The sequence below is a fragment of the Bacillus toyonensis BCT-7112 genome (assembly GCF_000496285.1).
GTDB classification, from domain to species: domain Bacteria; phylum Bacillota; class Bacilli; order Bacillales; family Bacillaceae_G; genus Bacillus_A; species Bacillus_A toyonensis.
On record NC_022781.1, the window covers coordinates 771,251 to 786,299 of the forward strand.

Sequence of the window (15,049 nt, forward strand, 5' to 3'; positions counted from 1 at the left end):
CTCCCTACTTATCCGTTAAATGTACATACCCTGGACGTGCCCACTTACGATCTACCTCAATACCAGCTTGAGGATGACGTTTTTTATTACGCGGGTTCGCTTTTGGCATCGGATTTTCGCCATTAACTTCTAACACTTCCATGCGCACTTTCGTCTGTTTATAAGCAGGTGTATTCGTACGTACGTCAACAGCAGGGCCTGTTAAGAAATTAATTGCCGATTCATTATCTGTAGAGTTCATCGGTACATATAACTCATTCGCTTTTACACGATCCGTTACAAGTGCCCGTAATTTTAGTGCTCCAAAAGGAGAAACAAGGCGCACTAATGAACCTGTTTTCACGCCACGTTCTTTTGCAAGTTCTGGAGAAACTTCAACAAAAACGCCAGGTACTTTCGTTTGAATACCTGTTGATTTATTTGTCATATTTCCTTCATGGAAATGTTCTAACATACGACCGTTGTTAATGTGAAGGTCGAACTCCGCTGGGAATTCAGCTGGACGTACCCAGTCAGCAATCGCAAAACGCGCTTTTTTATCTGGGAAATTAAATCCATCTTGGAAAAGTAGCGGTGTATTCGTTCCATCAAAACTTCCCCAATGGAAACTATTCCATCCTTCAAGTACTTCATAGTTTGCTTGTGAGAATAGCGGTGATAAGCTTGCCATTTCAGCAAAAATTTCACTTGGGTGACTATAATTCCAGTTTGCACCTAATTTATTCGCAATCTCCTGCACGATCCACCAGTCTGGCTTCGCATCACCAAGCGTAGGAAGAACTTGATACAATCTTTGCACACGTCTCTCTGTATTTGTGAAAGTACCTTCTTTCTCAAGAGATGGTGCTGCCGGTAATACAACATCTGCGTATTGAGCAGTTTTAGAAAGGAAAACATCTTGTACAACGAAGAAATCAAGGCTTGATAACACTTCATGTACATGATTTGCATTCGAGTCTACAAGAGCCATATCCTCTCCGACAAGATACATAGCTTTCATCTTTCCTTCTTCAATTGCGTGAAGCATTTCAATATTATTAAGACCTGGTTCACTATCAATTTCCACTCCGTAAGCCATTTCAAATTTCGTACGTTCCATATCGTTCGTAACGTGCTGATATCCAGGAAGCCATCCTGGTAAAGTTCCCATATCACAAGCACCTTGTACGTTATTATGACCTCGAAGTGGGTAGGCACCTGCACCTGAACGACGATAATTCCCTGTTGCAAGAAGTAAGTTTGAAATTGCAGCGGAAGTATCAGAACCACCTGTATTTTGCGTTACCCCCATACCCCAAAGGATACATGTACCATCTGCATCACGAATCATTTCAGCCATTTGGATAAGTGTTTCTGTTGAAATACCTGTTACTTCTTCTGCATATTCAAGTGTATATTCTTTTAAGCTCTCTTTAAAATCTTCAAAGAAGTTTACATTTTCATTAATAAACTCCTGATCATGCCAACCTTGATCAATCATATATTTCGCAACAGCCATTAACCATACTTGGTCTGTTCCTTGTTTTGGACTAATAAAGACATCTGATCGCTCTGCCATTTCTGTTTTACGAAGATCCGCTACAATTAACTTTTGTCCGTGTAATTTATGTGCCCGTTTAATACGTGTAGCTAAAACAGGATGACCTTCTGTCGGATTACATCCTACAATAATAACAAGACCAGATTGCGCAATATCTTTAATCGTTCCTGCATCACCGCCCATACCAATTGTACGGAATAAACCATCCGTTGCTGGTGATTGGCAATAACGTGAGCAATTATCAATATTATTCGTTCCAAATACTTGCCGAGCTAATTTTTGAATGGCATAATTGTCTTCATTCGTAATTTTAGAGGAAGAGATAAATCCGATAGAACCTTTGCCGTACTCTTCTTTAATAGCGCCTAATTTATTTGCAACTACATTCAGTGCTTCTTCCCATGTAGATTCAACAAACGTTCCATTTTTACGAATTAATGGTTTCGTAATTCGTTCTTTAGAATTTACGAAGTCCCAACCAAATTTCCCTTTTACACAAGTTGAAATTGCGTTAACTGGCGCATCTGAAGATGGTTGTACTTTAAGGATTTTACGCCCTTTCGTCCACACTTCAAATGAACAACCGACACCGCAAAATGTACATACTGTTTTCGTTTTCTTCGTACGAGTCTCACGCATGGCCGCTTCCACTTCTGATACCGCAAAAATACCGCTATATCCAGGCTCAACTTCTTTAATTAAATCTACCATCGGTTCAAGAATATCCGGCTTTAATCCCGTCATAAATCCAGCTTCACCAAGCATTGATTTCTCCATTAAAGCATTACAAGGACAAATCGTTACACATTGCCCACAGCTCACGCATGAAGAATCATTGATATCTACACCATTATCCCAAATAACACGAGGACGCTCGGCTTCCCAGTCGATAGATATCGTTTCATTTACTTGTAAGTTTTGGCACACCTCTACACATTGACCACATGCGATACATTGATTAGGGTCGTAGCGATAAAACGGATGAGTCATATCAACTTCACTTACATCTATTTTTGGTTCGTAAGGATATTTTTGATGTTCAATCTCCATTAATTCTGCAGTATTATGCAGTTTACAGTTCCCATTATTGTTGTCACATACCGTACAATATAATAAATGGTTTTCTAATAATCGATCCATCGCCTCTGTTTGTGCTTCTTTCGCACGACCAGAACCGAGTTCAATGTCCATACCTTCCGTCGCCACTGTCGAACAAGATCTCATCAACTTTCCATCAACTTCTACAATACAAGTGTCACACGTTTGAATAGGGTCTACTTCTGGTACATAACAAATTTGCGGATGTTCAATCCCGTTGTCATTAATGATGCCTAATATCGTTGAACCGGGCTCCGCTGTATACTTTTTTCCGTCAATTGTAATATGAGCCATGTTGTCATTCATGGTCTTTCCCCCTTTTTGAGAATAAAAAAACTCCACCACGAAAATATACGCACCACATTTTGGGCACGTTATCATCATGGTGGAGTAGTGTATTAGCACATCTTGCTAAAATACCAATCCATTTATTCATAAATAAAACGATAGATTCATAACAGGTCATATCACGATTCCATCTTTAACACTATTATTATAGCGTTAAAGTTAAAAATATACAATATGTAATTTAAACTACGCATATGTCTGCATGCAACTATCCATAATAACCCATATAAAGTGAAACTTTAATCAGCCTTAACCAATCGGGCTTTTACGGGCAGCCCGTTAATCCGGGATAAAACATAACAAGGAGAAAGTGAACAAATGGGGTCTTTTAACAAATGGATACGCGGTGAAAAATCTTTTTCTGCACAAGAGCAAGCTGATCATACATTACATAAGCCTATTTCTTCTTCTCTTCCACTTAATTTAAAACACTTGTCCAAGTTATTTAGTGGTATTCCAGAATTAATTACACGTACTTTTCCGTTAAAAAACGGCCAAGAGGTTGCTCTTATATATATGGAAGGACTTGTAGATAAAACTGTTATTAATGTAGATATTCTTCGTCCTCTTTTATTTAAAGAGTGGAATGAGGACGATTTTTGGGAATCTTCCGTTTCTATCGGAAATATAAAAAAGGTTCAGAAGTGGACAGACATTGAACAATCCCTTTTACATGGTAAAAGTATTTTATTTATAGATGGGCAACTATCAGCTTTAGAACTAGATACGCAAGCGGCACCAAAAAGAAGCATTGAAGAACCTACAACAGAGACATCAATAAAAAGCTCACATGAAGGATTTAATGAAGTAGCGAGCGACAGTTTCGCTCTTATTCGCCGATATATCCCAAATCGCGAATTAAAGGTGAAGGAATTCACCGTTGGCGAGCGAGCAAGTTCTAAAGTTTTTTTACTTTACCTAGCAGACATCGCAAACGAAGATGTCATACAAGAAATGACATGCCGCATTGAATCAATAAAAGTGGATGCTATTCTTACTACCGGTGAATTAGAAGGTTTTGTTGAAGATAATTCATACACGCTCTTTCCACAATTATCAATAACCGAACGTCCTGATACGACGGCCCATCACATTTTGAATGGGCGAATCGCTGTTGTTGTAGATCGCTCACCCGGCGTATTAATTGGACCTATGACCTTTTCAGCTTTTTTTCAAACAATAGATGATTACAGCTTCAGGCCAATGATTCCATCTTTTATACGTCTCCTTCGTTTCACAGGGTTATTTATTGCAATTTTTGCTCCTGCTCTTTATATTGCTATGATTTCCTTTCATTATGAAGTGATTCCGCTTAAATTATTGTTAACAATCGGCGAGTCTCGTGCTAAAATTCCTTTTCCACCTATATTAGAAGCACTTTTGATGGAATTAGTACTTGAAATGCTCCGTGAAGCTGCGGTTCGGCTTCCGGGTCCCGTTGGACAAACGATCGGCGTCGTAGGAGGAATTGTAATTGGACAGGCTGCAGTGAAATCGTTATGAAAGCGCACTTCTTCTTCTATTACAAAAGAAGGCTAATACACCAGTTTCTCTTACAATGAAGATCCCTTCTACTCGAGTTGAAAGTAATAGTAATTTAAAAGATACAGAAGGCAACGATTTCGTAACTATAAATGTTCTTAGCATGAATCGTAACATTCGTTCAGGCTATAGCGATAACCGTTTCAAATTTAATATTAAAATGAATTTAAAAATTGCTATATCTGAGATTACATTCAATATGGATTTAGATAAAGATAAAAAGAAATTAACTTCATTTATCGCAAAACAACTAAACAAAGATTTAAACGAATTAATTCACAAAATTCAAAAACAGCAACTGGATCCATTCGGATTTGGTGATTATGCGAGGGCTTTTCAATATAAAGAATGGAAGAAGGTTGAAGACGATTGGCCTAATTCCTTTTCCAAAGCTAGCGCAAAAGTAACACCGACTATCAAAATTTTAGAAAGTGGGATTATTAAATAAAAAACACGCTATCTGTTCTTATAAGTATAAAGAACAGATAGCGTGTTTTCATTTACATGACAAGTATTATTTCAACAGACTATACTCTATTTCCGTTTCTAACATTACTATGTTTTTTTGCGTATATAAAATATATAAAAACACCGATTATAATCCATGCCACAAAACTAATTAAAGTAAGCTTAGAAAGGTTCAAAGCTAAATATATACAACTTACTATTGAAACGATAGGTAAAAAAGGTACTAGGGGAGCACGGAATGGTCTTTTCATATTAGGATGTGTCTTTCTTAGTACAATGACAGCTATAGATACAAAAACAAATGCTGTTATCGTTCCCATATTCACTAAATTAGCCAATAAGTTCAAATCCACTAATCCCGCTAATAAAGCTGCTAGTATACCTGTAACCCATGTATTAAAAAATGGCGTTTGTAAACGTTTATGAACACTGGAAAGTCTGTTTGGTAACAACCCATCTCGACTCATCGAGTAAGATACACGAACAAATGCAAACATAGCTACTAACAGAACTGTCGTTAGCCCCGCTATTGCCCCCACCGATAACAAGCCAGCAATTCTATCTTCTCCTACAGTGCGCAACGCATATGCAACTGGATCAGCAACATTCAATTCCGTAAACGGAACCATTCCAGTCAACACGAATGAAACTCCTACATATAGAACGGTACAAATGAATAAAGAAACAAGTAGCCCAATCGGTACGTTACGCTGTGGACGCTTCACTTCCTCTGCAGCTGTTGCAACTGCATCAAATCCTAAAAAAGCAAAGAATACAGTGGCTGCTCCTCCTACCACACCGTGAAAACCAAACGGTAGAAATGGTTGCCAATTTTCTGGTTTTACATATTGTGTCCCTACAATAATAAATCCTACAATAACAGCCAGTTTAATAATAACCATTATATTATTAATTCGGGCACTTTCTTTTACACCACGACTTAATAAAAATGTTACAACTAAAATAATCAGAACTGCTGGTAAATCAATAATTCCACCCTTCCCCATGCCAGGTGCTGATGCAAAGATTGTAGGGATGTGAATATTAAACCCTAGTAGCAATGACTGAAAATAAGCTGACCATCCTGCTGCCACCGCAGAAGTTGCTAATAAGTACTCCAACATCACACACCAACCAACTATAAATGCAAAAATCTCACCTAATGTCATATATGTATACGAATATACACTTCCTGAAACTGGGACTGCAGATGCAAATTCAGCATAACAGAAAGCTACACATGCACATACAATGGCCGCTAATATAAATGATAATACAATCGCTGGACCAGCATGTTTCGCCGCTACGATACCAGTTAATACAAAAATCCCTGTACCAATAATCGCTCCAATTCCTAAAAGAGTTAAATCAATCGCTCCTAAAGTTTGATTCAATACTTTTTTCTTTTCTTCATCCATTGTTTTCTTTATTAAAAGACTCATTCATTGAAACCTCTTTTTCAAGTTTATCTCTTACTAATTACAATCTTTATTACTGTTCTGTTTAGAAAATAAAATTATACACAATTTACTCCTTTTCTCTTATAGACTTAGCAAACTTAAAAACAGAAAAATCAATCTTTTTAACTCATAGTAAATTTTAAAAATAATTATTGCGAAAATACATCTCTAAGAATGCTGATTGAATTTATCATACAATTAATTATATTGTCAACAATATAATTAATTAAACAAAGACGGTTAATTATGTATCAAATGTTATTTTTAAACATAATTATTTTCTCGAAAACATTGTTTTTTTCTGTTTTCATGTTCATATTCATTTTCCCTCACTGATTTTCATACAATTTTCATTACATAGAATTCAAATGAAATCATCATACCTTCAATCAAAATACTATCTTTAAATAATAATTCATTTGAAGTTATGCAACCTTTTTAAGCGAATAAAAAAGTGCAGATTTTCATCTGCACTTTTTTTATTCTTTCATTTCAGCTTCTGCACTACTATTTTCAAGATTCTCTTTCTGAGCTTCTTCTTCTATCTCAGCTGAAATCATTCCATAATAAAGTTCTGGATACAATCCAAATATTTGATATACACTTCCTAAAAACGGCATCAGAATCCCTCTTTTCTAAAGTTGTATTGCCACTTTTAAGGATTCCCTTTTCATTCATTATACATTCGTTTTTGGCGTTTCTTCTTCATCTTGAACACTTAATAAATTTTGCCACTTTTTATAAGGAGCGCTATTTGGATCCACATACCCTTTCGCATACGAACGATCCCACAATTGTTTAATAAACATTTCTTTCTCTTTCTTCGCAACCATATCTGCACCTGTACCGTAATAGTTTTGGAAGTATAGTTCGATTTCATCAAGGAATAATCTTAATAATTCATCTGACGTTTCTTCTAACGTCGGATCATACTTCGCCTCACGGTCATACATTAAAATCATATCTAAAAGATTGTGAACATGTTCTTTTCTAAGCCATCTTACATCTTGAGCTCCTAATACGAACGGATGTGTATATAAATGTCCACCTTGAATCATTGCCTTTTCTTGCTCTTCTTCAAATCTGGACAAGATGTTTTCATAAATAAACGGATTATGAAGTAATGCTCTGTGTAATTTATAACTTTCACTTGAAATATTTTTCCCCATCGACTGAATTAAGAAGCTACGTCCAACGCCGTTATATTGATACACAAACTGCCCATCAACAGCAACTAAACTAATCCAGCGATACATATACGCATATAGAAGGGCACGATTACATTTATCGTAGTCTAACTTCGTTTGAGTCGCATTCAAGTCGGGCATAAAGGCTGGTAAGTGCCAATACTTATCTAAATGCGGCGTTAAACTAGATTTTTTACTATTTAATTTGTTCACACGGCGATAATATGATTGGAAGTAGTCACCTTTATCATTCATAAAACCGTTCGCAATGTGTCCTGATGATAATTTAGGAAAATCTTGCAATGATAAACCGTAATGTGCCCGGTAACAGATCACTTCAAATGGTGAAAAAGCTTCATGTACTGTATCTTTTTCTTTAAACATTTCTTGAATTAATTCTTCTTGCAGTTCTTTCTTTAAAGTTGGATGTATACCCCAATATTGTAATTCCCTATGGTGAGAAACTTTCGGCACGAATGGACTAGCTAAATGGAACAGATCTTCAATTTTTTCACGAACGTATTCATCACGATCACGCTTCTTATAATCCGCTTCTTTTCGCAATGCCTCTATAATATTAAGTTCTAATTTATCACGATAACGTACTTGTAATTCATCATAACAATAGCTCAATATATGTTCACGATAAAAATCTTCTACCTTTTTCGATTGAATCTCTTCCGTTTTCGCATCCCGACAATATTCCCCATACAAACTCATATAAATTTCTGCTGATATATCTTTCGGCAATACACCTAAATTTAAATGTTGCTGCATATCTTGCCATATTTTTTCTTGCAACTTCTCTTCCGCTAATACGTATACATTCGTTGGGTTTGTTTTCCCTTCAAACTCCTTACTTCTTTTTTGAATTTCAAACAATAAATTTTCACGTGTTTCATGTAAATTATCAAAAAACCTTTCCCAATATTGAATCATTTTATTAACTGCTTGATATAACGATTGATAAACGAGTTCTAACAGCATTTCTTTTCTGTACTCATTTAATTTGTGTACATATTGCGTTACGATATCTTCAAATTCTTTTTTAAATAAACGTTGTTGATTATTCACCATTTTTCCAAACCAACCTTGTTGCTGAGCGATTTCAACGCGGCGTACAGCAGTTACCGTTCCATCTATATTACCTACATTAAATTTTTTATCATAATTTTGAATTACATTACGCTTCTGTTCATTATTTTCATGTAGTCGATTCATTTTTTCTACTAACTGCTTTCGAATTTCATATAACATAAAACGCGCTGCTACTGGATGAACAGGGTCTGTTTTCTTTAAAAACCATGTATTTAATTGATAGGACTGTCCTTCAGACCCACTTGGTGAAAAACGGTCTGATTCAATCATGTCATATAAAAGTGTCGTTACATGTTCATGTACACGGCTCGGAATCGCATACGCATATAAACGAACCGCATGATCTACTCTCGCTACTTCTCCTTTCATTTGTTCCATCATTTTTAGTTTCGCAGCTGAAATTTTACACTCGTGCTGCAAACGATTTAATTCCTCATCTTTTTGCACTGTGCGCTGTACATAGCTTTCTACAGCTTCTAAAAACAGTTTAGATTTCGCAACTCCGAGCTTACCGCCCTCTGCTCCTTCACGCGTTTCATTGTACATTTGTCTATAGAAAATATGGGCTTGTTCTGGACGGGTAGCAAGATGTTCTAAATCCTCTAAATAACTTTTGCCACGCTCTGGCTTTTCACGCTGCATACCACGTTTTACATCTTGGTCGTACCTTTGCTTCTTTTCTTGAAAGAGTTGATCCAAATGAAGCCACGATTCGTCTAAACCTTGCACAGCCCATTTTAAAGCACAATATTTTAACACATGTTCATATGGATAAATGAGCTTTGCTGTTCCTGCCCCGCAATATCGTCCTTTCCCGCTTGATTCTGCCAATTGCTGAATTTGATTATCTTCCTGTGCAAAATGACTTGTGGACATCGGACTAAATAACTGTAAATAAATCGTATTTGCCATCTGCTCCATATAATCCGATAAATTGTGTAAATGGTGTCCATGTAAGTTTTCGTAATCGTATAAGAAACAATAATTGTACGGTAAATGATGTTGTTTAATCGTATGATTCGTTCTTCCATCCTCATCTACTTGATCCGGACGGTATTCTAATTCAATCGTTACACCACCGCGTTTTGATAATTCTCCAGTTGAACCGAGCGTAATGGCATGCAATTCTTTTAAAGACGCATAACCATTTGCTTGCACCGTTTCAAATTCTTTCGCACTAACCGTTCTCGTCTTCACTAACACATCAGGCATTAAAAATGCACCGCGTATTAAAATGTTATGATGCTGCAGTTTTTTCCGAAGCATTTCACGTAAATATAATGCAATTTGCAGAAACATCCCCGAACCTGTTCCGCCTGCTAGTGATGTTACAATAATAACTCGCACACCATATTCCGTTTGATCACTTGTAACCGGAAAAATCTTCTCAATTTCTTGCCAAAAGGACGTCAATTTATCTTCTTTCATCGCAGCACGTAACGCTAAACGTGAAATGACGCGTAACTGTCCTGCTCCTTCTGTTAATGGTTTATCAAGTATAGTTGGATCCATTGGAAACCACTCTGGAATCGTTGGATCTCCTGCAATATACTCTCTAGGCGTTTTACTTGAACTCGTTTGTGTCTTAAACTTTCGAATATGATCAAATTTACTCAATGTATTCACATCTGTATCAAATACGTGCATCGCTACCTTTTTTCGGCGCTCTTCAGGCAGTTTTTCATATATTTGATGCGTCACAGTACTACCGATTCCACCTAATCCAATTAATATCGTTGGAACTTGTAATGTCATGTGAACCACCTTCCTATTCTTGCTTGTTTAAAAAGAAAGGGAAAGAAAGCTAAGACTCCCCTCTTATCCCTACCTACTATTCACATTCATATTTGTAAATCTCCTTACCATATCCTCTATCAATTAATAAAAGTTCATTTGGATATAGTGTCTTATGCTCCATTCCTACTTCTTCCTCTGTTATAAACATCCCATCAATAATCATTCCTACTACTTGTGACTCTTTCGCTACAAAGACAGATTTCGAACCTTTCTTCGCTATAAACGTAACGGATTGCACAGTTTTTCTTTCTGCTCGAAATGGGATACCAAAATAATGTTTCCACCATTTATTTCGAAGTAATTCTGGTTCAGATTGATATAACCAATCTTTCGCTACTTCTTGATCCCATTCGTAATACAATAGTGCTTTCCGGTGAAATCTTGGACGAACAATCCATCCTAAAACGATTATGCCTACTACTAGCAGCAATAAAGTGATAGGAATGACAAACTTAAAAATAAGCGCATACTTTTCATAAAACGGCGCACTTTGAATATGGAGTGATATTTGCTTCTTTACTTCTTGTAATTTCGCATCTTGTATAACGATGGTAGCTTCGACGGTGCCAGTATCTGTGAAATTGAATGTGTCGGAGTAATAAGGACGAGGATAAACGTAAATTTGATTACCACGTTGTTTTATTTCATAGTTGATTGATTGTTTAGATGTGACACCAGTAGATTTTAATAGTTTCTTTACAGCCCCTTCTGTCATCGGCTTACCATCTAACTTTGGTTGTAAAATAAACGGTTTACTATTCTCTAAATTCGTTACTTTTTCTTCATAATCTTTCGTAACAGTTTGAAGTGATAATTTTGGCTTTTCTGTTGTTTCAATTTTGAATTCTTTCGTCTGTCTGTAAAATCCCTTTATATTCATATGAACTTTTCCACGTACTAACCCTTTACCAATCTTCGTTTCGTAATAAAACACATGCCTCTTATCGTTCCACTTCATCGGATATTGTTTTCCGTCTATTTCTACTTCTGCTTGAAAGTAAGAAGACTGAATTGGTAACTCAGTAGGCTTTGCTTCAATAACAGCAGTAACACCTTCGTACATTTGTTCAACATTTTTTTGACTATTATCATCTTTGTCATAAGTAGAAACCGTATAGTTAAGCGCTGGTTCAACAAGTACTTGCAATCCTTCTTTCTCAATATCCCGATCCACTTCTATCGTATATGTTCCTGGTTTAATGACTTCCTGATTTTCCGTGCTTATATGAACTATATTTCCGAATAATTTCGCTTCTCCGGGTGCATGTATGGAAAAAGAAGACTGTAACTGTAATGGTTTCGAAATTTGTGTGACCTGATAATTAGACAGCGAAGGCGATTGTCGTACAAGTGTCATACGCTTTAATGGGAACGGCGTTGTAATCTCTACTTTCTTTCCTACTACTTTCGTTTTTACAATCGATTCAACGGAGGAGAATGGATCACGATTCGCAACTAATGCTGCCACTTGATTTACACTTTTTACAATACCATCCTCTCCGCTTGACGGCATTGTAACTCCGTTTATCTCTTTCTTCCATATTTCTTTAAACGTATTTAATTGTTCTTTTTCTTGCTGCCCTAAATCCTCTTCCATCGTAATTAAGATAGGATGTAAAGATATCTTTTTTACATCCATTTCTTTCTTAAAGTCTGTTAGTTTCTTTGTAATTTGTTCTTTTCCGCCAACTTTATCTTTTTCTAGATCATTAAATGCCCCGTCAGTTAATACAATAAGCCAAAATTCACGTTTTCCATCTATATCTGCTTCCTTTTTTATAGATTGCATCGCCGTCTCTACTGCGCTAAAAGGAGTATTTAAATACGTTTTCCACGCTCCAATTCCTTCAATTTCTGTTTGCCTTTTATCCTTCGTTAACGAAATGTTTAACGGATTATTCGGCTTGCTCATTGGAACATAAGAAAATGTATCTTTTTCATCTAATAGCGCAACTAAACTTTGCAAAGCGTAATTGGCATATTTCCAGCGATCGTTATTTCTCATGCTGCCCGAATCATCATATACAAGTGAAACGACCCTTTCCTTTGCCTCCTCTCCTTTTGCAAAAGTCCAATAAGGATGTAACCATATAAATAGAAACAACATGAATGTGGCACAAATTCGAATTTTCATGATGAGGCTTCGCCACCTTTGTAGACAAATTCCTATGTTTAAATTTATGAGAGGAAACAAGATATATGACTTGTATTTTAGGACAACTAACCCACCATAACTTTATTATGTAAACATATATATACACTTGGTAATATTCTTTATAGCATTTTCTATCCAATTATATAGGCAAAAAAGCCTGTCTAAGCTTCATACTTAAAACAGACTTTTCCTACTTTTCATATTAAAAACACACAACAAAAAGTTTGATTTTTTAATTAGCACATTACTTCAATTGTAAATCCACCAGGCGCTTCAACATAAAACGTATACGCATGTGCATGTTTAGGAGGTTCAACCAAAAATCCATCTTCCTTCAATCTTTGATTCATTTTATTTATTAGTTCCTCATTTTCTTGCGGAAATCCTACATGAAATGTTTTAGGATACTGAACTTCTTTCCCTTTCATTAAATTTAGTATAAACCCATCCTTATCACGCATAACTGCAAAGCCATTTCCCCTCGTTCCACTTCAAATTAATCCAAAATATTTTTCTAAAAATTCTCTAGTAGCTACTACATCTGTAACCGTTAAATTAAGATGCCTAATTTTCTAATACTTTATCATATAAAGTAAAACTTTGATCAGTGGGGCGTTTACGGACAGTCTGGCTCCCCCTAACTTTTTTGCTCCAGCCAAATTTTTTGGTAGGAGTTTTACTGCCCAAAAATAGCGGAATAAATAAAAAACACGCCTTTCACAGCGTGTTTCATTGCTTCACATATACTTCAACAATTGGATTATCTTTGTTATCTGCATGTAAGCGTATATTCGCTTCACTCGTATTATAAATGCTGGCTAATAGCATAATCGTTAACAAATTAGGAGTCTTAGCATCACTTCCGTATTTTCTTTCAAGCGCTTCTTTATATTCAAACTCTAAATCCCCCTGTATATATGTATACACTTCAAATCCATCTTCTAAATTGCAAACTACTGTATCAATAATATCCGCTCCTACTTTTTTCTTCATTTCATCTCGCAATGCTTCTATAAATTCTTTCCACGGTACTTCGTATGTTTGAAACTGATCTGTAGATTTCATTGCCTTTCCCTCCTTACTATATCCTTTCTTTATATTTCCCCTTTCATATAACAATTATGATAGGTAGGTCATTCGTACAAGCCGCACTTGTCCCCCTTACATATCGTATTACTGTAAGGGGGAAGGAGGACAGAACATGCATAGACAAAGATGTTATGATACGTGCCGACGTTATTTCGGTAAAGTTGTTCGAATTGAAGATCGTGATGGTCGCATTCACTTAGGCAAAATAATCGATGTGACAAATGAATCTGTATGGATCGAACCAATGCAACAGCGCTCATCTTTTGATACAGGATTCGGATACTATGATGCATATACAAACGGTGGTTGTGATCTTTGCGGCGGCATTAGCAGATGTGATAGTTGCGGATTCGGTTGCGGTGGTGGATTCAGTAGCTGTGGATGTGGCGGTCGTGGTTGCGGTAATTGTGGTGGCGGCGGCTGGGGTGGCGGTTGTGGCTGGGGCGTTGAACTTGGATTTGGTTTCATCTTCGGAATTACTTTAGCTGCATTATTTTTCATTTAACATAGTAAAGAGTTGACTACCTTTAGCCAACTCTTTTTCTCTACTTTTCACATATAAATATACGGTGTCCTAAAACATGTTGGTACATACGTCGTACGTTTTCATGTTGTACCCATGCCTCATATAACTCATTCGGAATATATGTTGATACATTCCATTCCGGCTCTTCTATATAGCTAGATATCGTTTCTGCAATTGTACCACCGCCAGCAATTGTAATTCTTTTGAAATTTGCTTTCTGAAATAGTTGTACCCACTCATTCTCAGTTAATAATTCTTTCATGCCATATAATTGGGCAATTTTTTCTTCCTCACTCTTCTCAATATGTGTATTAATAATCATTTCAATGACAACAAGCTTACCATCCTTCTGTAATACACGATAGCACTCTGATATAACCCTTTCTTTATCTGTAAAAGCGAGTATCGATTCCCCAAGCACAAACTCAAATGAATCATTTAAACAAGGTAATCGCTCTGCATCACCTTGAATCAATTGTACATTCAATCTTTCAAACAACCATCTATCTTTCGCTTTTTGAATCATAATTTCATTCTTTTCAATCGCTGTTACTTTATAACCGAATTCTTTTGTCATGTAAGCCGCTGTTTTCCCCGTACCACAACCTATCTCAAGGACATCCGCTCCTTGTCTAAGAGGCAGTTGTGCTAGCAATTGTTTTGTTAACGTAAAACCACCAGGATGAGCACTTCCTATTCCGTAATAAGCTAAGAAATCGATGTAAGTATTTCGTTCCATGG

General features: G+C 36.4%; 8 protein-coding genes and 3 pseudogenes. 3 read left to right on the plus strand and 8 right to left on the minus strand.

Going from position 1 to position 15,049, the window contains the following annotated elements; genetic code table 11:
• Window positions 1-4: 4 nt before the first annotated feature.
• Window positions 5-2,944, minus strand: a complete 2,940-nt coding sequence (gene fdhF / locus BTOYO_RS03920) for a formate dehydrogenase subunit alpha (protein WP_000999385.1) — start codon at window positions 2,942-2,944, stop codon at window positions 5-7.
• Between the two features lie 360 nt (window positions 2,945-3,304).
• Between fdhF and BTOYO_RS03930 the strand changes: the two are divergent.
• Window positions 3,305-4,483, plus strand: a pseudogene (locus BTOYO_RS03930) (spore germination protein); the annotation flags it as partial.
• Window positions 4,479-4,976 (plus strand): annotated as a pseudogene (locus tag BTOYO_RS27250) (Ger(x)C family spore germination C-terminal domain-containing protein); the annotation flags it as partial. The pseudogenes BTOYO_RS03930 and BTOYO_RS27250, both read left to right, overlap by 5 nt.
• 79 nt (window positions 4,977-5,055) lie before the next feature.
• Here the strand turns inward: BTOYO_RS27250 and BTOYO_RS03935 are convergent.
• From BTOYO_RS03935 to BTOYO_RS03960, 6 genes and pseudogenes are all read right to left on the minus strand, one after another.
• On the minus strand, window positions 5,056-6,438 hold the full coding sequence (locus BTOYO_RS03935) for an APC family permease (protein WP_000054729.1): 1,383 nt from the start codon (window positions 6,436-6,438) through the stop codon (window positions 5,056-5,058).
• Between the two features lie 497 nt (window positions 6,439-6,935).
• A complete protein-coding gene (locus tag BTOYO_RS03940; RefSeq protein WP_001116187.1) occupies window positions 6,936-7,076 on the minus strand; it encodes a hypothetical protein in 141 nt (46 codons plus the stop codon).
• Between the two features lie 57 nt (window positions 7,077-7,133).
• Window positions 7,134-10,496: a tubulin-like doman-containing protein gene (locus BTOYO_RS03945; RefSeq protein ID WP_000175115.1), complete on the minus strand. Its 3,363-nt coding sequence runs from the start codon at window positions 10,494-10,496 to the stop codon at window positions 7,134-7,136.
• A 76-nt stretch (window positions 10,497-10,572) separates the two neighbouring features.
• Window positions 10,573-12,672, minus strand: a complete 2,100-nt coding sequence (locus tag BTOYO_RS03950; protein WP_000702105.1) for a vWA domain-containing protein — start codon at window positions 12,670-12,672, stop codon at window positions 10,573-10,575.
• Window positions 12,673-12,929: 257 nt separating this feature from the next.
• Window positions 12,930-13,262 (minus strand): annotated as a pseudogene (locus BTOYO_RS03955) (VOC family protein).
• A 160-nt stretch (window positions 13,263-13,422) separates the two neighbouring features.
• Complete coding sequence (locus tag BTOYO_RS03960; RefSeq protein ID WP_000842915.1) at window positions 13,423-13,758, minus strand: hypothetical protein; 336 nt, start codon at window positions 13,756-13,758, stop codon at window positions 13,423-13,425.
• 136 nt (window positions 13,759-13,894) lie between these two features.
• Here BTOYO_RS03960 and BTOYO_RS03965 point away from each other — a divergent pair, with 136 nt between their 5' ends.
• Entirely contained in the window at window positions 13,895-14,287 is a 393-nt protein-coding gene (locus BTOYO_RS03965) for a hypothetical protein (RefSeq protein ID WP_000555013.1), read from the plus strand.
• A gap of 40 nt (window positions 14,288-14,327) precedes the next feature.
• On the opposite strand, the gene BTOYO_RS03970 is transcribed toward BTOYO_RS03965, so the two are convergent.
• Window positions 14,328-15,047: a class I SAM-dependent methyltransferase gene (locus tag BTOYO_RS03970; RefSeq protein WP_000440863.1), complete on the minus strand. Its 720-nt coding sequence runs from the start codon at window positions 15,045-15,047 to the stop codon at window positions 14,328-14,330.
• Window positions 15,048-15,049 lie beyond the last annotated feature (2 nt).